The following is an 18768-nucleotide window of genomic DNA, read 5'->3' on the forward strand; positions in this document are numbered from 1 at the left end:
GTCGTGCCCCCGCCGCCCGGGGCGAGGAACCTTCGGGTTGACTGTGCTCATGGACGTACCGACCGTCGACCTGCCCGAGCTGCCGTCGCTGCTGGCCGCGCCGTCGCCCGGCTGGGTGGAGACCACCGACGTGGTCGTGGTCGGTTCCGGGGTGGCGGGGCTGACCGCCGCGCTGCACCTGCGCGAGGCCGGCCTGCACGTCACCGTGGTCACCAAGGTCAACATCGACGACGGCTCGACCCGCTGGGCGCAGGGCGGCATCGCCGCCGTCCTCGACCCGGCGGACACCCCGGCGGCGCACGCCACGGACACCGAGCTGGCCGGCGTCGGGCTGTGCGACCCGGCGGCCGTGCGGGTGCTGGTGGAGGAGGGGCCGACCCGGCTGCGGGAGTTGATGCGCATCGGCGCGGAGTTCGACCGCCATCCGGACGGCTCGCTCATGCTCACCCGCGAGGGCGGGCACCGGGCGGACCGGATCGTGCACGCCGGCGGGGACGCCACCGGCGCGGAGGTGCAGCGGGCCCTGCACGCGGCGGTCCGCCGCGACCCGTGGATCCGGCTGTTCGAGCACGCCCTGGTGCTGGACCTGCTGCGCGCCCCGGGTGACGGGCCCGGCGGCCTCGGCCCGGCCTGCGGGATCACCCTGCACGTGCTCGGCGAGGGCAGCGAGGACGGCGTCGGGGCGATCCTGGCCCGGGCCGTGGTGCTGGCCACCGGCGGGATGGGACAGATCTTCTCGGCCACCACCAACCCGGCCGTCTCCACCGGCGACGGGGTGGCCCTCGCCCTGCGGGCCGGCGCGGCGGTCACCGACGTGGAGTTCGTCCAGTTCCACCCGACCGCGCTGATCACCCCGGCCGGGGCCGGGGTGCCCGGGGCCGGCCGGGCGCAGCAGCCGCTGGTCTCCGAGGCGCTGCGCGGCGAGGGCGCGCACCTGGTCGACGGCGACGGCAAGCGGTTCATGGTCGGCCAGCACGAGCTTGCCGAGTTGGCCCCCCGGGACGTGGTGGCCAAGGGCATCCACCGGGTGCTGCTGGCCAGCGGCGCCGACCACGTGTACCTCGACGCCCGGCACCTCGGCGGGGACTTCCTTGCCGGGCGCTTCCCCACCATCGTCGCGTCCTGCCTGGCCATCGGGGTGGACCCGGCCACCGACCTGATCCCGGTCGCCCCGGCCGCCCACTACGCGTCCGGCGGCGTCCGCACCGACCTGCGCGGCCGTACCTCCATCCCCGGCCTGTACGCCTGCGGCGAGGTGGCCTGCACCGGCGTGCACGGCGCGAACCGGCTGGCCAGCAACTCGCTGCTGGAGGGGCTGGTCTTCTCCCGCCGGATCGCCGAGGACATCGCCGCCGGCCTGCCCGACCAGGCCCAGCCGGCGGCCACCGGCGCGTGGGTCGGCGGGGGCGGCTGGGTGCTGCCCGCCGACGGGACGCCGGCCCTGCAACGGGCGATGACCCGGGGCGCCGGGGTGCTCCGCTCGGCGCGGACGCTCGCGGGCACGGCCGGGGCCCTCGGCGAGCTTGGCACCGGCCGGGGCGTGCCGCGCACCGCCGACTGGGAGGCGACGAACCTGATCACCGTGGCGTCGGCCCTGGTCGCCGCCGCGTACGCCCGCCAGGAGACCCGGGGCTGCCACTGGCGGGAGGACTTCCCGACGGCTGACGAACGGTGGCTGGGCCACCTGGTCGGCGCGATCGGGTCGCAGGGCCGGTTGACGTCCCAGTGGCAGGGGCCGGCATGAGCGCGAGGAGTGAGCTGTTCTTGCGAGCCCCGCAGTCGCGAACCGAGGAGATTCAGTGAGCGCGAGGAGTGAGCCGTTCTTGCGAGCCCCGCAGTCGCGAACCGAGGAGATTCAGTGAGGGAGACGACGGAGCAGGCGCTGCGGGCCGGCGGGCTCGATCCGGCCGAGGTGCGGCGGGTGATCGTCGCCGCGTTCACCGAGGATCTCGGCCCGGACTTCCTGGACGTCACCAGCGTCGCCACCATCCCGGCCACCCAGACAGACACCGCCGACCTGGTCGCCCGCGCCGACGGGGTGGTGGCCGGGCTGGCCGTCGCGGCGGCCGTGTTCGAGGTGGTCGGCGAGGTGACCGGGTCCGACGGGGGCGCCCGTGCCGTCGAGGTGTCGCAGGTGGCCCACGACGGCCAGCGGGTGGCCCGCGGTGACGTGCTGGCCACCGTGACCGGGCCCACCCGGCTGCTGCTCACCGCCGAGCGGACGGCGCTCAATCTGCTCTGTCGGCTGTCCGGGGTGGCCACCCACACCCGGGCCTGGGCGGACGCGCTGACCGGCAGCAAGGCGATGGTGCTGGACACCCGCAAGACCACGCCGGGCCTGCGGGCGCTGGAGAAGTACGCGGTGCGGGCCGGCGGCGGCACGAACAAGCGGATGGGCCTGTACGACGTCGCAATGATCAAGGACAACCACAAGTTCGCGGCCGGCGGTGTCGCGGCGGCCTACCGCCGGGTCCGGGCGGAGTTCCCGGACGTGCCGGTGCAGGTGGAGGTGGACACCCTCGCCGAGGCGCTGGAGGCGGTCGAGGCCGGCGCGGACTTCCTGCTGCTGGACAACATGACCCCGGAGACGCTGACCGAGGTGGTGGCCGCGGTGGGGGACCGGGCCGAGCTGGAGGCCACCGGCGGGCTGACCCTCGACGTGGCGGCGCGGTACGCGGCGACCGGGGTGGACTACCTGTCGGTGGGCGCGCTGACCCACTCCTCGCCGATCCTGGACGTCGCGCTGGACCTGCGCACGGAGTGAGCCGGGGCAGGGCCCTGCCGCCGGCGTACCGCGCGCCCGGTGGGCGACGGTCCGGACCGCCCGGCGTCTAGGCTGCGTGCGTGCTGCTCTGCATCGACATCGGAAACACCAACACCGTGCTGGCGACCTTCGACGGCGACAAGCTGGTGCACTCCTGGCGGGTCAAGACCGACGCCCGCTCGACGGCGGACGAACTCGGGCTGATGTTCCGGGGGCTGCTGGCCGGTGACGCCGTGGAGATCACCGGGGTGGCCGCCTGCTCGACGGTGCCGGCCGCGCTGCGCTCGCTGCGCAACATGCTGGCCCGGTACTACGCCGACCTGCCGAGCGTGATCGTCGAGCCGGGGGTGCGCACCGGCGTGCAACTGGCGATCGACAACCCCAAGGAGGTCGGCTCGGACCGGGTGGTGAACACGCTCGCCGCGTACACCCTCTACGGCGGGCCGTCGATCGTGGTGGACTTCGGCACCACCACCAACTTCGACGTGATCAGCGGGCGGGGGGAGTTCCTCGGCGGCGCGTTCGCCCCGGGCATCGAGATCTCCTTCGACGCGCTCGCGGCCCGCGCCGCCCAACTGCGCAAGGTGGAGGCGACCAGGCCCCGGTCGGTGATCGGCAAGAACACCGTCGAGTGCCTCCAGTCCGGCCTCTACTTCGGCTTCGCCGGCCAGGTCGACCGGATCGTCGAGCGGATGGTCGAGGAACTGGGCGAGGTGAAGGCGGTGATCGCCACCGGCGGGCTGGCGTCGGTGGTGATCGGCGAGTGCCGGACCATCACCCATCACGAGCCGATGATCACTCTGATCGGGCTGCGGATGGTCTACGAGCGCAACGTCTGACCCGGGGACGGGTGGCGCGGGGTTTCCCGTTCACGCCGGGAGGGCGCGCCGGCGACAGCGGGCGGAACCGGTCGTACGCGCCGGCGCCGAACGACAGGGCGGCAGTGGGGTCGGTCATGGCGGGCAGGTTATCCCGTAACGACCGCTGGGGCGTTTGAGTACGCTCGGGCCTGACCCCGCCGAAATCTCCTCCTGAGGAAGCGTGCCGTGACCGAGCAGAACGCCGTGCCAGTCGACCCCGCCGACGACCTTCCCGAGCAGATGAAGGTCCGCCGGGAGAAGCGGGACCGGATGCTCGCCGAGGGCGTCGAGCCGTACCCGGTCGGATACCCCCGGACCAGCACGCTGGCGGAGATCCGCGAGAAGTACGCCGACCTGCCCACCGACACCGCCACCGGCGACCGGGCGTCGGTCACCGGCCGGGTGATCTTCGTCCGGAACACCGGCAAGCTGTGCTTCGCCACCCTGCGCGACGGCAACGGCACCGAGCTCCAGGCGATGCTCTCCCTGGACCGGGTGGGCGCGCAGCGGCTGGAGGACTGGAAGCGCCTGGTCGACCTGGGCGACCACGTCGGGGTGACCGGCGAGGTGATCACCAGCCGCCGGGGCGAACTGTCGGTGCTGGTCGAGCAGTGGGCGGTCACCGCCAAGGCGCTGCGCCCGCTGCCGGTGGCGCACAAGCCGCTCAGCGAGGAGGCCCGGGTCCGCCAGCGGTACGTCGACCTGGTCGTCCGGCCCCAGGCGCGGCAGATGGTGCGGACCCGGGCCGCCACCGTGCGCAGCCTGCGTGACTCGCTGCACCGGCAGGACTTCATCGAGGTGGAGACCCCGATGCTCCAGTTGCTGCACGGCGGGGCCGCCGCCCGGCCATTCGTGACCCACAGCAATGCGTTGAGTACCGATCTGTATCTCCGAATCGCGCCGGAACTGTTTCTCAAGCGGGCCGTCGTGGGCGGCGTCGACCGGGTCTTCGAGATCAACCGCAACTTCCGTAATGAGGGTGTCGACTCTTCGCACTCGCCGGAGTTCGCGATGCTCGAGGTGTACCAGGCGTACGGCGACTACGACACCATGGCCACGCTGACCCGCAATCTGGTGCAGCAGGCGGCGATCGCGGTCGCCGGGTCGACCGTGGTGACGCACGCGGATGGCCAGGAGTTCGATCTGGGCGGCCAGTGGCGCTCGGTGACGCTGTTCGGGGTGCTTTCCGAGGCGCTCGGCGAAGAGGTCACGGTCCGCACCGAGCGGGCCCGCCTGGTCGAGTACGCCGACAAGGTCGGCCTGGCCGTCGACCCGAAGTGGGGGCCGGGGAAGCTGGCCGAGGAACTCTTCGAGGAACTGGTCGTGCCGGGGCTGCGGGCGCCGACCTTCGTCCGGGACTATCCGGAGGAGACGAGCCCGTTGACCCGGGCACACCGCGGCGAGCCGGGACTGGCCGAGAAGTGGGACCTGTACGTCCTCGGGTTCGAGCTGGGCACGGCGTACTCGGAGCTGGTCGACCCGGTGGTGCAGCGGGAACGCCTGGTGGCCCAGGCGCAGCTCGCCGCCCGGGGCGACGACGAGGCGATGCGGCTGGACGAGGACTTTCTCCGGGCCATGGAGTACGGAATGCCGCCGGCCGGGGGTATGGGAATGGGAATCGACCGGCTGCTGATGGCGCTCACCGGCCTGGGAATTCGGGAAACCATCCTCTTCCCGTTGGTCCGGCCCGAGTAGGGGTTCCCGACCCCCTGCCGGGTTCGGATACCGCATCCTATTGACGCGACAAGCGTCGGGCGGGTTATTGTGCTGTCAGTTTGCAGGAACACCCTGCTCGAAAGGAATGTGGGACGTGGCCAAGCAGATCATTCACAAGCTGGTCGATGACCTGGACGGCGGGGACGCTGACGAGACCGTCAAGTTCGCGCTCGACGGCGTTCAGTACGAGATCGACCTCTCGAAGGCGAACGCCGAGAAATTGCGTGACGTTTTCGCGCCGTACGTCGCCGCGGGCACCAAGGTGGGCCGGGGCGGCGTGGTGGTCGGCGGACGGGCCGCTCGGGGTCGGGGCGGCGCCACCGCCGACCGGGAGCAGAACAAGGCGATCCGGCAGTGGGCCAAGGGGAAGGGCAAGGACATCTCCGACCGGGGGCGCATCCCCCAGGAGATCGTCGACGAGTTCCACGCCACGCGCTGACCGAGAACGTCGCGGGGCCACCGCCCGGGTGCCGGAGGGCGCGCCGAGGGATCTCATGGGCGGACCCGACACGGGGGACGCGGGCGACACCGACGCCGGACCGGAGCACGTCTCCGGCCCGGCGTCGCCGTTTCCGGGTTCCGGGATCGCGGGATGACGGGCGGGAAGAACCGGGCCGGTCCGGGCGTTGTCCACAGCCGGTGGAGAATCTGTCCACAGCCTGTGGACGACCGTTCGCCGGGGTGACCGGAGCGCCCGCAGGGCCCCCCAGGGCCTGCGGAGGCCGCGGAAGCCGGTCTGACCGGCGGTCCGAATTTCGCTCTGCGCGTACAGCCGGGGGTACCGGAACAGCGCCTGAGCGCGGACGGTTGTCAGAAATGACGCTTACCGGGCTCCCGCCGAGGACACACGACCTCAGCGGAGTCGGTCCGCGGCGATAGAGTAAGGAGGCACGGACGCCCATCCCGGACGTCCGCGCACCGGCCCCGCCGAGATCTGACCATCAAGGCGCACGGCACGTGAGGAGCACGAGGGCATGTTCGAGCGGTTCACCGACCGAGCGCGACGGGTTGTCGTCCTGGCCCAAGAAGAGGCCCGGATGCTCAACCACAACTACATCGGTACGGAACACATCCTGCTGGGCCTGATCCACGAGGGTGAGGGTGTCGCGGCAAAGGCCCTGGAGAGCCTCGGCATCTCCCTGGAGGGCGTCCGCCAGCAGGTCGAGGAGATCATCGGCCAGGGCCAGCAGGCGCCGAGCGGGCACATCCCGTTCACGCCGCGGGCGAAGAAGGTGCTGGAGCTGTCGCTGCGCGAGGCGCTGCAGCTCGGCCACAACTACATCGGCACCGAGCACATCCTGCTCGGCCTGATCCGCGAGGGTGAGGGCGTCGCCGCCCAGGTCCTCGTGAAGCTCGGCGCCGACCTGAACCGGGTCCGCCAGCAGGTCATCCAGCTGCTCTCCGGCTACCAGGGCAAGGAGCCGGCCGCCGCCGGGGCCGCCCCGGGCGAGGCCGCGCCGTCGACCAGCCTGGTGCTGGACCAGTTCGGCCGGAACCTGACCCAGGCCGCCCGCGAGGGCAAGCTCGACCCGGTCATCGGGCGCGAGAAGGAGATCGAGCGGGTCATGCAGGTGCTGTCCCGCCGCACCAAGAACAACCCGGTCCTGATCGGTGAGCCCGGCGTCGGCAAGACCGCCGTGGTGGAGGGCCTGTCCCAGAAGATCATCAAGGGCGAGGTGCCCGAGACGCTGAAGGACAAGCAGCTCTACACCCTCGACCTCGGTGCGCTGGTCGCCGGCTCCCGCTACCGCGGTGACTTCGAGGAGCGGCTGAAGAAGGTCCTCAAGGAGATCCGCACCCGCGGCGACATCATCCTGTTCATCGACGAGATCCACACCCTCGTCGGGGCGGGCGCGGCCGAGGGCGCGATCGACGCGGCGAGCATCCTGAAGCCGATGCTGGCCCGGGGCGAGCTGCAGACCATCGGCGCGACCACGCTGGACGAGTACCGCAAGCACCTGGAGAAGGACGCCGCCCTGGAGCGGCGCTTCCAGCCGATCCAGGTGGGTGAGCCGTCGCTGGCCCACACGATCGAGATCCTCAAGGGCCTGCGTGACCGCTACGAGGCGCACCACCGCGTGTCGATCACCGACGCCGCCCTGGTGGCCGCCGCGACCCTGGCCGACCGCTACATCTCCGACCGCTTCCTGCCGGACAAGGCGATCGACCTGATCGACGAGGCCGGTGCCCGGATGCGGATCCGCCGGATGACCGCGCCGCCAGACCTGCGGGACTTCGACGAGCGGATCGCCCAGGTCCGCCGCGACAAGGAGTCCGCGATCGACGCGCAGGACTTCGAGCGGGCCGCCCAGCTCCGCGACAAGGAGAAGCAGCTCCTCGGCCAGAAGGCGCAGCGGGAGAAGGAGTGGAAGGCCGGCGACCTGGACGTCGTCAGCGAGGTCGACGACGAGCAGATCGCCGAGGTTCTCGGCAACTGGACCGGCATCCCGGTCTACAAGCTGACCGAGGAGGAGACCTCCCGCCTGCTGCGCATGGAGGACGAGCTGCACAAGCGCGTCATCGGCCAGGAGGACGCGGTCAAGGCGGTCTCGAAGGCGATCCGGCGGACCCGGGCCGGCCTGAAGGACCCGAAGCGGCCGTCCGGCTCGTTCATCTTCGCCGGCCCCTCCGGCGTCGGTAAGACCGAGCTGTCCAAGGCGCTGGCCGAGTTCCTGTTCGGCAGCGAGGACGCCCTGATCCAGCTGGACATGTCCGAGTTCCACGACCGGTACACGGTGTCCCGGCTCGTCGGTGCCCCTCCCGGCTACGTCGGCTACGACGAGGGCGGGCAGCTCACCGAGAAGGTGCGCCGCCGGCCGTTCTCGGTGGTCCTGTTCGACGAGATCGAGAAGGCCCACCCGGACGTGTTCAACACCCTGCTCCAGATCCTGGAGGACGGGCGTCTGACGGACGGCCAGGGCCGGATCGTGGACTTCAAGAACACGGTCATCATCCTGACCACCAACCTGGGCACCCGTGACGTGGCCAAGGCGGTGACGCTGGGCTTCCAGGCGTCGGAGGACTCCGAGTCCACCTACGACCGGATGAAGCAGAAGGTCAACGACGAGCTCAAGCAGCACTTCCGGCCCGAGTTCCTGAACCGGATCGACGACACCATCGTCTTCCACCAGCTGCGTCAGCAGGAGATCCTGTCGATCGTCGACATCATGATCGCCCGCATCGAGACCCAGCTGCGCAACAAGGACATGGGCCTGGAGCTGACCGACAACGCCAAGAAGTACCTGGCGCTCAAGGGCTTCGACCCGGTGCTCGGGGCGCGTCCGCTGCGTCGGACGATCCAGCGCGACATCGAGGACAACCTGTCCGAGCGGATCCTGTTCAACGAGCTGACCCCGGGTCAGATCGTGGTGGTGGACTGCGAGGGCGACCCGAACGACATCGACAAGTCCAAGCTCGTCTTCCGGGGCGCGGACCGGCCGGACGCCGTGCCGGACGCCGTCCCGGCGGACCTCGGCGGCACCGCCGCCGCCGGCGCGGACGAGTAGTCGACGGCGGACGGGTAGACGACAGCGCAGAAGGGCGACGGCCCCGGTCGGCGAGAGCCACCGGGGCCGTCGCCCTTCGTCGTGCCCGGCCCACCCCGACGGGTCGCCCGGGGGCGGCGGAGGGCCGGGTGCCGTCCGCCGGCGGTGGGGTCAGCCGGCGGTGGGCAGCGCGGGGGCGGTGGGGCCGTCGCCGACCAGGCGGAACTCCGCCTCGCCGACCGGCTCCACCAGGCCGTCGGCGACCAGCCCGGCCAGCGCCCTGGCGCGCTGCACGCCGTCGGTCCAGACCTGGTCCAGCCGCTGGTGCGGCACGGGGCCGGTGGCCTCCCGCAGCACCGCCAGCAGCAGCCCGCGTACCTGCCGGTCGGTGCCCGCGTACCGCTGGGGCCGACGGGTCGGGCCGGCCGGGGCCGCCTGGCCGGACGCCCGCCAGGCGCAGACGGACTGCACCGGGCACGCCGGGCAGCGCGGCGAGCGGGCGGTGCAGAGCATCGCCCCCAGCTCCATGAACGCGGCGCTGGCCAGCGCGGCGGCGGCCGGCTCCGCCGGCAGCAGCTCCTCGGTGGCCACCAGGTCGGCGGGTCGGGTGGCCGGGCCGGCGTCCGGCTCCCCGGCGATCGCCCGGCAGACCACCCGGCGCACGTTGGTGTCCACCACCGGGTGCCGCTGGCCGTACGCGAAGGCGGCCACCGCACGGGCCGTGTAGGTGCCCACCCCGGGCAGCGCCAGCAGTTGGTCCAGCCGGTCCGGCACGGCGCCACCGTGCCGCTGGACGATCGCCGCCGCACACCCGTGCAGCCGCACCGCCCGGCGGGGGTAGCCGAGCCGCCCCCACATCCGGATCGCCTCGGCGGGCGTGTCGGCGGCCAGCGCGGCGGGCGTCGGCCAGCGGGCCAGCCACGCCTGGAAGGCCGGCAGCACCCGCACCACCGGAGTCTGCTGGAGCATGACCTCGCTGACCAGGATCGCCCATGCGCCCACGCCGGGCGCCCGCCACGGCAGGTCGCGGGCGTTCTGCTCGTACCACCGGCTGACCAGGGTGGCGAAGGTGGGTTCGGACATCGCGCCGCCGATCATGTCATGGGCGTCCTTCCCGCTGGTTGGGCGGGCCGGGCGGGGCGGCGCGGGGGGCGGACCCGGATCGGGCAGAATGCCCGGATGAACGAGCTCGCGATCACCGTCATCGGCCGGGACCGGCCCGGCATCGTGGCCGACGTCGCCGAGGTGCTCGCCCGGCTCGGCGCGAACCTCACCGACTCCACCATGACCCGGCTGCGGGGTCACTTCGCGATGACCCTGATCTGCGTCGGTCCGGCCGCCGCCGACGTCGAGGCCGAGCTGGCCCCGCTCGCCGCCGACGGCCAGCTCCTGGCCACCGTGCGGGAGGTCACCCCCGACGGCGTGACGCCGCCGGCCGGTGAGCCGTACGTGCTGGCGGTGCACGGCGCGGACCGGATGGGCATCGTCGCGGCGATGACCCGGGTGCTGACCGACGCGGGCGGCAACGTCACCGACCTGAGCACGCGGCTGACCGGCACCCTCTACGTGGTGGTGGCCGAGGTCGAGCTGCCGCCGGGAACCTCGGACGAGGTGGCCGGCCGGCTGGCCCGTACCGCCGCGGAACTCGGCGTCGGGGTCAGCCTCCGCCCGGCGGACTCGGACCTGCTGTGACCGCGGAGTACGTCGGCCTCGGCGGCTGGACGCCCGAAGCGCTGGCCGTGCCCGGCGAGGTGCGTCCGGTGGTCTCCGCCCCGGACCCGGTGCTCAGCCGGCCCGGCCCGGAGGTGGACCCGACGTCCGACGAGGTGATCCGCCTCGCCGCCGACCTGGTCGCCACGATGCGCGTCTCGCCCGGCTGCGTGGGCCTCGCCGCGCCCCAGGTCGGCGTGAGCGCCCAGGTGTTCGCGGTCGACATCACCGGGCACCCGAAGGCGGTGACCGTGCACGGGACCTTCGTGCTGTGCAACGCCCGGGTGGTGGAGGCGAGCCGGTGGAAGGCCGGCCGGGAGGGCTGCATGTCGGTGCCCGACCTGACGGGCGACGTCAAGCGGGCCAGCCGGCTGGTCGTCGAGGGGGTGCTTCCGGGCACCGGCGCGCCGGTGCGGCTGGTCACCGACGGGTTCGAGGCGCGGGCGTTGCAGCACGAGATCGATCACTGCGCCGGCCTGCTCTTCCTCGACCGGGTGGCCGGTGCGCACGCGATCTACCAGCGCAAGGTGTACCTGTGAGCCGGCGGAGCCCCGGCCGATGGCTCCGCCGCCCGGCGTCGCGGGCGGGCCGGGGCGGGCGGCCGTCGTGAGTGGAGGGTCGTGCCCGTGAGCGGAGGGTGGCCCGGCGCGTCGCGCCGGACGAGGGTGGGTCGCGCCGTTACGGTGGGGGCATCATGCGTCTGACGGTCGGCCCCCTGCCACCCGCCGTGTACTGGCGGCGTCGCGTTGTCGTGGTGGGAGCGGGGCTTCTCTTCCTGATTGTCCTGCTCTACTCCTGCAACAAGGCGGGCAACACCGGCACCACCCCGCAGTCGAAGTCGACCCCGACTCCGACTGCGGCCCAGGGTGCCGGCGACCCGTCCGCGGCCCCGGACCCGAGCGGCTCGGTGCTGTCCCCGCAGACCGGCGCCCCGCCCGGCGGCTCGGACGACGCCGGCTCGTCCGGCGCCCCGGCCAACCCCGGCTCCTCGGCCGGGCCGGTCGGGAACGACGTTCCGGCCGCCCCGGGCGCCGACGCCGGGACGTGCACCGACGCGGAGATCTCGGTGACGCCGGTGGCGGTGCCGTCGTCGGCGCAGCGGGGCACCGTGGTCAGCCTCCAGCTCAAGATCAAGAACAGGTCGAACCGCACCTGTAGCCGGGACGTCGGCGCAGACTTCCAGGAGTTGTACGTGAAGTCCGGCGCGGAGAAGGTCTGGTCCTCCGACACCTGCGGCAACGTCAAGGGCTCGGACGTGCAGTCGTTCACCCCGGGTTTCGAGCGGTCATACCAGGTGGACTGGAACGGCAGGGACACCAGCCGCTGCAAGGACGGGCTGGCCAACGGCCCCCTCCCGCCGGCCGGGAGCTACCAGCTCTTCGGGCGGCTGGACACCAAGCTGAGCGAGCCGGTGAAGTTCACCATCTCCGGCTGAGCCGGGCGGCCCGCCGTGCGGGGCCGGGTCGGCCGGCCCGGGCGGGGCCGGTCAGACGTAGCGCTCCAGGATGGAGGCCTCGGCGAGCCGGGACAGCCCCTCCCGGACGCCCCGGGCCCGGGCGTCACCGACGCCCTCGACCGCCTGAAGGTCCTCCACGGTGGCCCCGAGCAGCCGCTGGAGGCTGCCGAAGTGCAGCACCAGCCGGTCGACGATCGCCACCGGCAGCCGGGGGACCTTCGCCAGCAGCCGGAAGCCGCGCGGGCTGACCGCCGCGTCCAGCGCGTCGGAGGCGGCCGGGTAGCCGATCGCCTTCGCCACCGCGACCAGGTCGATCAGCTCGGTGGCGCCCAGCAGGTCCAGCTCGACCAGCGCCTCGTCCAGCGTGCGGGGCTTGCGCCCGGCGGGCAGGTAGTCCCGGATGACCAGGGTGCGGTCGGCGTCCACGCCGGCCATCAGCTCGTCGAGCTGGAGGGCGAGCAGCCGGCCGTCGGTGCCCAGCTCCACCACGTATCCGGCGATCTCGTCGGCGATCCGGCGGACCATCTCGAGCCGCTGCACCACCGCCACCGCGTCCCGGACGGTGACCAGGTCCTCGATCTCCAGGGCGGACAGGGTGCCGGATACCTCGTCGAGGCGCAGCTTGTAGCGCTCCAGCGTGGCCAGGGCCTGGTTGGCCCGGGACAGGATGGCCGCCGAGTCGTCCAGCACGTGCCGCTGGCCGTTGACGTAGAGGCTGATGATCCGCATCGACTGGCTGACCGAGATGACCGGGTAGCCGGTCTGCCGGGCCACCCGCTCGGCGGTGCGGTGCCGGGTGCCGGACTCCTCGGTCGGGATCGACGGGTCCGGCATCAGGTGCACGGCCGCCCGGACGATCCGGCTGCCGTCGCTGGACAGCACCACCGCGCCATCCATCTTGCACAGCTCGCGGACCCGGGTGGCGGAGAACTCGACATCCAGCGGGAAGCCGCCGGTGCACAGCCCCTCGACCACCTTGTCGTAGCCGAGCACGATCAGTGCGCCCGTCCGGCCGCGCAGGATCCGCTCCAGGCCGTCACGCAGCGCGGTGCCGGGCGCCATGAGCGCCAGGTTGGCCCGCAGCGGGTCGCCGCCCGCGCCGCCGACACTCCCGGTCACGCTGACGCTGATCGGACGGGCGGGCGAGCCCACGGCACCGGTGCGGGCGTGGGTTGTCGCGCCGGCGGTTCTGCTGGCATCGCGGTCGATCGGCACGCGCACAGTCTACGGACTGGCGTGCGGTGGGTGCTGTCGTGGTTACTGTGATGTGTCACGATGCCCCCCGTCGGCCACGCCGCGCGCCCTGCCGCGCTTGTCCGGTATCGCACAGGCGGTCCCGCCCGGCGGCCACCGTCGGTCACTCCGCGGATGCGCGGGCGGCACACTGGAGCGCCGAGCGCACGTCGGTGACCTCCATCACCCGCATGTTCTCCGGGCCCGCTCCGGCGCTTTCCGGACCGCACCCGGGCGGGACGAGCGCCACTCGGAACCCGAGCCGGGCCGCCTCGGCCAGCCGACGCGGCACCGCGCCGACCCGGCGCACCTCGCCGGTCAGCCCGACCTCGCCGATCGCCACCAGGTGCGGATTGATGGCCAGGTTGAGCCCGCCGGAGGCGACCGCCAGGGCGACCGCGAGGTCGGCCGCCGGCTCCACCACCCGGATGCCGCCGACCGTGGCCGCGAAGACCTCCCGGTCGTGCAGGGTCAGCCGCTCGGCACGGCGCTGGAGCACCGCCAGCACCATCGCCAGCCGGGCCCCGTCCAGCCCGGACACCGTGCGCCGGGGCGAGCCCGCGACCGTCGCGCCGATCAGCGCCTGAACCTCGGTGACCAGCGCCCGCCGCCCCTCCATCGCCACCGTGACGCAGGTGCCCGGCACCGGCTCCGAGTAGCGGGTCAGGAACAGCCCGGACGGGTCGGCGAGGCTGCTGATCCCGCCCTCGTGCATCTCGAAGCAGCCGACCTCGTCGGCGGCGCCGAACCGGTTCTTCACGCCGCGCACCATCCGCAGCGAGGAGTGCTTGTCGCCCTCGAAGTGCAGCACCACGTCGACCAGGTGCTCCAGCACCCGGGGGCCGGCCACCTGGCCGTCCTTCGTGACGTGACCGACCAGCACGGTGGCGACGCCGCGTTCCTTGGCCACCGCGACGAGGGCGGCGGTGACCGCCCGCACCTGGGTCACCCCGCCGGGCACCCCCTCCGTGCCGGGGGTGGAGATCGTCTGCACCGAGTCGAGCACCAGCAGCCCCGGCTTCACCGCGTCGAGGTGGCCGAGGACCGCGCCCAGGTCGCTCTCGGCGGCCAGCCAGAGCTGGTCGTGCAGGGCGCCCATCCGCTCCGCGCGCAGCCGCACCTGGCTGACCGACTCCTCGCCGCTGACCACCAGGGACGGGCTGCCGGCGGTGGCCGCCCACTGCTGGGCCACGTCGAGCAGCAACGTGGACTTGCCCACGCCCGGCTCGCCGGCGAGCAGCACCACCGCGCCGGGCACCAGGCCACCGCCGAGTACCCGGTCCAGCTCGCTGACCCCGGTCGGCCGGGCCTTGGCCGGGGCGGCGCTGATGGTGGCGATGGGGCGGGCGGGCTCGGCCGGCATCCGGGAGCTGACCACCCGGCCCGAGACGGTCGGACCGGTCACGGTGCATTCGACCACCGAGCCCCACTCGCCGCACTCCGGGCAACGCCCCACCCACTTCGGGGGCTGGTGCCCGCAGGCGTCGCACTCGTAGGCCGGACGGGGCTCACGGGCGCCCCGGCCCGCGCGCGAGGTCGCTCGGGAGGGCGTCGATCGGGAGGGCGTCGTCACACCGGAACGCTAGTCCCCCCGTACGACGAAACACCGCCGGCGTGGCGGGTGCCACGCCGGCGGTGTTGTCGACGGTCGAGTGGTGCGGGGGGTCAGCCGCCGTGGCCGGCACCGGCCTCGGTGCCGCCCGGCTCGCCGTGCGCGCCCTCGCGCTCGACGATCTGGGAGGGCTGCGGGAGCGGGGTCAGCGGGACGCCGATCGGGGCCGGGGTGCTGACGGTCCGGCCGTTGCCGAAGTCGAAGGTCAGGTTGACCTGCTGCCCGACGAGCAGGGCCTCGTTCAGGCCGACGAGTTGGAGGGACCGGCCGCCCTGCACGTTGAGCTGGACGTAGCTGAGGGCCGGGATCTCGATCCGGGCCGGCTCCCCGGCGGGGGCCGAGGGGCTGGCCGAGGCGGACGGGCTCTCCGAGGCGCCCTCGGACGGGGACGGCGTGCCGCCCTCCGACGGGCTGGCGGACCCGGACGGGCTGGCGGACCCGGACGGCGACGCGCTCTCCGACGGCGACGCGCTGCCCGACGCGGACGGGCTGGCCGACCCGGACGCGCCGCCGGAGATCACGATCTCCCGCGCGCTGTCCGTGGTGACGGTCACCGTCACGGGGTTCTGCGTGTCGTTGTAGATCACCGCGTTGACGGCGGCGTTCGCGCCGGACTGGTAGCTACCGCTGCCCGGGTACTCGACGTACAGGCCGCGGACCTTGTAGGCGTTGTCCGGAGTCTGGACGTTGACGCCCTGGACCGACGGGGCCTTCTTGGCGGTCTCGGCCACCTGGCCGGCGCCGCAACCGGTCGCCAGCAGGCCGGTCGCCGCCGCCACGCCGGACAGCAGCAGGGCCGCCCGCCGGGAACCCCTGATCGAGCGCGTCACGTCGGTCCTCCTCGTCACGATCCCCACCCGGCCGTCACCGGGCACGGTGGCCATACCCGCGCAGACCGGCTTCAGGGTAGTTGGGGCTGATCGGGACCCGCACGGCGACCCGGCACCACCACCTTCCCGGGGACCCCTCAGACCACCCGGCCGTTCGCCACCAGCAGCACCACGTCGATCAGCGCCACCAGCATCACCGCCCGGAACGCGGCCACCCCCCGGCGGGCGCCGCGGCCGGCGTACCAGGTCAGGGGCGGCACCAGGGCGGCGGTCGCGACGGCCGACAGCCCGGCCCACGACGGTGGCCCGGGCGGCCCGACGACCAGGGTGACGGTCGCCGCGAGCAGCAGCCCGGCGGCGGCCACCCGGCTGCCCGCCGCGCCGAGCCGGTGCGGCAGCCCGCGCACCCCGGTCCGGGCGTCGTCGGCCAGGTCGGGCAGCACGTTGGCGAAGTGCGCCCCGGCCCCCAGCAGGGCGGCGGCGGCCACCAGCCAGGCCGGCGGGGCGGGCGCGCCGGGCAGGGCCAGCACCACGAAGGCGGGCAGCGCGCCGAAGGAGACCGCGTACGGCAGCACCGAGACCGGGGTCGACTTCAGCGGCCAGTTGTAGGACAACGCGGAGACCAGGGCCACGGCCGCCCAGACCGTCGCCGTCCGGTTGGTCGCCGCCGCCAGCAGGACCGTGGCCAGGGCCGCAGCCAGCGCCGCCAGGCCGACCGCCCGCACGCTGACCGCGCCGGTCGCGACCGGCTTGTCGGTACGCCCCACCACGGCGTCCCGGTCGGCGTCCAGGTGGTCGTTGGACCAGCCGACCGCGAGCTGGCTGGCGAGCACCGTGAGCGCCACCGCGGCGATTCCGGACGGGCCGTGCCCCACGCCCCGGGCGAGCAGCCCGGCGACCACGGTCACCGCCACGGCGGGCTCGGGATGACTCGCCCTGACCAGCCCTAACACCGTCGTCGACATAAGGGAAGTCTGGTCGTTACCGTCCAGTCGTGCCACGCTCGGTGCCATGCGTGACGGTTCGTCCCCGGTGTCCGACCGCCCCCGCCTGCTGCCCGCGAACGATCCCCGGCAGTACGACGACCTGGCCGACGAGTGGTGGCGCCCCGACGGAGCGTTCGCCATGTTGCACTGGCTGGCCCGGGCCCGGGCGGCCCTGGTACCGCCGGCCGCCCGGCCCGACGCCCTGCTGGTCGACCTGGGCTGCGGCGCCGGCCTGCTCGCCCCGCACCTGGCCGGCAAGGGCTACCGGCACGTCGGGGTCGACCTCACCCGCTCGGCCCTGGCCCAGGCCGCCGCGCACGGGGTGCGGCCGGTCAACGGCGACGCCACCGCCGTGCCGCTGGCCGACGGCTGCGCCGACGTGGTGGCCGCCGGCGAACTGCTGGAGCACGTGCCCGACTGGCGGCGCGCGGTGGCCGAGGCGTGCCGGCTGCTCCGTCCGGGCGGGCTGCTGGTCCTGGACACCCTCAACGACACCGCGCTGAGCCGGTTGGTCGCGGTCCAGATCGGCGAGCGGCTGCCGGCGGTGCCCCGGGGCATCCACGATCCACGGTTGTTCGTGGACCACCGGGAGCTGATCGCCGAGTGCGCCCGGCACGGCGTCGACCTGCGGGTCCGGGGCGTCCGCCCGGGGCTGCGCGGGACCCTGGCCTGGCTGCTGCGCCGGATCCGGTCCGGTGGTCGTCCACAGCCGACGCCGTCCGGGCGGGCCCCGCGGATCAGGCCGACCTGGTCGACCGCGGTGCTGTACCAGGGGTGGGGGGTCCGGCGCGGGTAGCCGGGTCGGCCCGGGGTACCAGGGGCGCCGGGAGGGGCCGACGAGGATGCGGGCCGCCGGTGCCCCGCCCGTGGCGCGGGCGGTGCCCGGACCGCGCCGACGCGGCCCTCGTTGGTGAACGTGAGGAAGGCGGTCCCGTGGTCGTCGGACGGAGGCGACGCGGGGACGACATGGGGGTTCGCGGACGAGAGGTGGGGAACGTGGCCGTACCGGTGATCGCGGGCATGGGGACGGCGCAGCCGCCAGGTGCCACGCAGGACGAGCTCTGGCAGGGCTTCTTCTCGAAGCACTTCTCGGGCCGGACCCAGACGCTGGCAGAACGGATCTTCGCCAACTCCGGGGTGAACCGGCGGCAGGCGGCGGTCAACCCGTTGCTGGAGGACGTCTCGGACTGGTCGACCGAGCGCCGGCTGCGCCGCTACCAGGTCGAGGCGCTGCCGCTCGGCAAGGAGGCGGTCGGCCGGGCGCTCACCGCCGCCGGCCTGGACGCCCGCGACGTCGGCCTGTTCGTCGTCTGCTCGTGCACCGGGTACGCCACCCCCGGGCTGGACATCCTGCTCGCCCGGGACCTGGGTATGGCGCCGGACACCCAGCGCATGTTCGTGGGGCACATGGGCTGCTACGCCGCCCTGCCGGGGCTCGGCGCGGCCGGCGACTTCGTCACCGCCCGGCAGCGCCCCGCGCTGCTGCTCTGCGCGGAACTGACCAGCCTGCACATCCAGCCGGCCACGGCCCGGCTGGACACCCAGCAGATCGTCTCCCACGCGCTCTTCTCGGACGCCGCCGTCGCCGCCGTGGTCCTCCCCGGCGGCCGGGGGTACGCGCTGCGTGAGGTCACCTCGGTCACCGACACCTCGACGGCCGACCACATGACCTGGGAGGTCACCGACACCGGTTTCCGGATGGGGCTGTCGCCGCAGGTGCCGCAGGTGCTCTCGACCCACGTCCGGGGGCTGGTCGACGCCCTGCTGGCCCGGCACGGCGCCCAGCTCGCCGAGGTGGACGGCTGGGCGGTGCACCCGGGCGGCCCGCGCATCCTCGACGTGGTGGAACGCGAGCTGGCCCTGCCACCGCGGGCGCTGTCCGCGTCCCGGGCCACGCTGGAGGAACACGGCAACTGCTCCTCGCCGACGGTGCTGCTGATCCTCGACCGGCTGCTGCGGGCGGCGCAGCCGCCCGACCGGGTGCTGATCCTCGCCTTCGGGCCGGGCCTGACCCTCTACGCGGCCCTCCTCGACCGCGCCGCCTGACCGCCCCGCCCCGCGCCGAGCGCCGGCCGGCGTGGGGCGGCCGGCGGGACCGGTGCCGGGTGGCTAGGCT

16 protein-coding genes are annotated in these 18768 nt (G+C 73.8%); 11 read left to right on the plus strand and 5 right to left on the minus strand.

What is annotated here, in order from left to right:
* The first annotated feature begins 49 nt into the window (after nucleotides 1-49).
* The 6 genes from C5N14_RS00470 (at nucleotide 50) to C5N14_RS00495 (ending at nucleotide 8846) form a co-directional block, all read left to right on the plus strand.
* Nucleotides 50-1744 (plus strand): L-aspartate oxidase, encoded by a 1695-nt coding sequence (locus tag C5N14_RS00470; RefSeq protein ID WP_117664802.1) that lies wholly within the window; start codon nucleotides 50-52, stop codon nucleotides 1742-1744.
* A gap of 114 nt (nucleotides 1745-1858) precedes the next feature.
* A complete protein-coding gene (gene nadC / locus C5N14_RS00475) occupies nucleotides 1859-2764 on the plus strand; it encodes a carboxylating nicotinate-nucleotide diphosphorylase (protein ID WP_117664803.1) in 906 nt (301 codons plus the stop codon).
* Nucleotides 2765-2844: 80 nt separating this feature from the next.
* Nucleotides 2845-3603 (plus strand): type III pantothenate kinase, encoded by a 759-nt coding sequence (locus C5N14_RS00480; protein ID WP_117664804.1) that lies wholly within the window; start codon nucleotides 2845-2847, stop codon nucleotides 3601-3603.
* 207 nt (nucleotides 3604-3810) lie between these two features.
* The gene (lysS, locus tag C5N14_RS00485) at nucleotides 3811-5319 is read left to right on the plus strand and encodes a lysine--tRNA ligase (protein WP_117664805.1); all 1509 of its coding nucleotides are present in this window, start codon (nucleotides 3811-3813) and stop codon (nucleotides 5317-5319) included.
* 115 nt (nucleotides 5320-5434) lie between these two features.
* Nucleotides 5435-5779, plus strand: a complete 345-nt coding sequence (locus C5N14_RS00490; RefSeq protein ID WP_165878006.1) for an Lsr2 family protein — start codon at nucleotides 5435-5437, stop codon at nucleotides 5777-5779.
* A gap of 535 nt (nucleotides 5780-6314) precedes the next feature.
* Entirely contained in the window at nucleotides 6315-8846 is a 2532-nt protein-coding gene (locus tag C5N14_RS00495) for an ATP-dependent Clp protease ATP-binding subunit (RefSeq protein ID WP_117664807.1), read from the plus strand.
* Between the two features lie 150 nt (nucleotides 8847-8996).
* Here C5N14_RS00495 and C5N14_RS00500 read toward each other — a convergent pair whose 3' ends face one another.
* A complete protein-coding gene (locus C5N14_RS00500) occupies nucleotides 8997-9908 on the minus strand; it encodes an A/G-specific adenine glycosylase (RefSeq protein WP_117664937.1) in 912 nt (303 codons plus the stop codon).
* Nucleotides 9909-10004: 96 nt separating this feature from the next.
* Between C5N14_RS00500 and C5N14_RS00505 the strand changes: the two genes are divergently transcribed.
* From C5N14_RS00505 to C5N14_RS00515, 3 genes are all read left to right on the plus strand, one after another.
* A complete protein-coding gene (locus tag C5N14_RS00505; protein ID WP_117664808.1) occupies nucleotides 10005-10517 on the plus strand; it encodes a glycine cleavage system protein R in 513 nt (170 codons plus the stop codon).
* On the plus strand, nucleotides 10514-11074 hold the full coding sequence (locus C5N14_RS00510; protein WP_117664809.1) for a peptide deformylase: 561 nt from the start codon (nucleotides 10514-10516) through the stop codon (nucleotides 11072-11074). Before C5N14_RS00505 ends, C5N14_RS00510 begins: the two co-directional genes overlap by 4 nt.
* A gap of 155 nt (nucleotides 11075-11229) precedes the next feature.
* Nucleotides 11230-11970, plus strand: a complete 741-nt coding sequence (locus C5N14_RS00515) for a hypothetical protein (protein WP_117664810.1) — start codon at nucleotides 11230-11232, stop codon at nucleotides 11968-11970.
* 51 nt (nucleotides 11971-12021) lie between these two features.
* On the opposite strand, the gene disA is transcribed toward C5N14_RS00515, so the two are convergent.
* The 4 genes from disA to C5N14_RS00535 form a co-directional block, all read right to left on the minus strand.
* Nucleotides 12022-13206, minus strand: coding sequence for a DNA integrity scanning diadenylate cyclase DisA (gene disA / locus C5N14_RS00520; protein WP_117664938.1), 1185 nt, complete (start codon nucleotides 13204-13206; stop codon nucleotides 12022-12024).
* Nucleotides 13207-13348: 142 nt separating this feature from the next.
* Entirely contained in the window at nucleotides 13349-14797 is a 1449-nt protein-coding gene (radA, locus tag C5N14_RS00525; RefSeq protein WP_117664811.1) for a DNA repair protein RadA, read from the minus strand.
* A gap of 92 nt (nucleotides 14798-14889) precedes the next feature.
* Nucleotides 14890-15666: a hypothetical protein gene (locus C5N14_RS00530; RefSeq protein WP_117664939.1), complete on the minus strand. Its 777-nt coding sequence runs from the start codon at nucleotides 15664-15666 to the stop codon at nucleotides 14890-14892.
* A 137-nt stretch (nucleotides 15667-15803) separates the two neighbouring features.
* Nucleotides 15804-16679, minus strand: a complete 876-nt coding sequence (locus C5N14_RS00535; RefSeq protein WP_207892565.1) for a UbiA family prenyltransferase — start codon at nucleotides 16677-16679, stop codon at nucleotides 15804-15806.
* On the opposite strand from C5N14_RS00535, the gene C5N14_RS00540 reads away from it, so the two are divergent.
* Both C5N14_RS00540 and C5N14_RS00550 read left to right on the plus strand, forming a co-directional pair.
* Nucleotides 16678-17448 carry a methyltransferase domain-containing protein gene (locus C5N14_RS00540; RefSeq protein ID WP_117664813.1) on the plus strand — a complete coding sequence of 257 codons (771 nt, stop codon included), beginning with the start codon at nucleotides 16678-16680 and terminating at the stop codon, nucleotides 17446-17448. The genes C5N14_RS00535 and C5N14_RS00540 overlap by 2 nt on opposite strands.
* A gap of 200 nt (nucleotides 17449-17648) precedes the next feature.
* Nucleotides 17649-18698, plus strand: coding sequence for a type III polyketide synthase (locus C5N14_RS00550; protein ID WP_117664940.1), 1050 nt, complete (start codon nucleotides 17649-17651; stop codon nucleotides 18696-18698).
* The last annotated feature ends 70 nt before the right edge of the window (nucleotides 18699-18768 follow it).

The sequence above is a fragment of the Micromonospora sp. MW-13 genome, assembly GCF_003434305.1.
Taxonomy (GTDB): Bacteria; Actinomycetota; Actinomycetes; order Mycobacteriales; family Micromonosporaceae; genus Micromonospora.

What these genes read in the sequence shown, in the direction of transcription:
- C5N14_RS00470 (WP_117664802.1), top strand. Translation starts at nt 50, where the DNA reads ATGGACGTACCGACCGTCGACCTGCCCGAGCTGCCGTCGCTGCTGGCC.
- C5N14_RS00495 (WP_117664807.1), top strand. Translation starts at nt 6,315, where the DNA reads ATGTTCGAGCGGTTCACCGACCGAGCGCGACGGGTTGTCGTCCTGGCC.
- C5N14_RS00500 (WP_117664937.1), bottom strand. Translation starts at nt 9,908, where the DNA reads ATGTCCGAACCCACCTTCGCCACCCTGGTCAGCCGGTGGTACGAGCAG.
- C5N14_RS00505 (WP_117664808.1), top strand. Translation starts at nt 10,005, where the DNA reads ATGAACGAGCTCGCGATCACCGTCATCGGCCGGGACCGGCCCGGCATC.
- C5N14_RS00515 (WP_117664810.1), top strand. Translation starts at nt 11,230, where the DNA reads ATGCGTCTGACGGTCGGCCCCCTGCCACCCGCCGTGTACTGGCGGCGT.
- C5N14_RS00540 (WP_117664813.1), top strand. Translation starts at nt 16,678, where the DNA reads ATGCGTGACGGTTCGTCCCCGGTGTCCGACCGCCCCCGCCTGCTGCCC.
- C5N14_RS00535 (WP_207892565.1), bottom strand. Translation starts at nt 16,679, where the DNA reads ATGGCACCGAGCGTGGCACGACTGGACGGTAACGACCAGACTTCCCTT.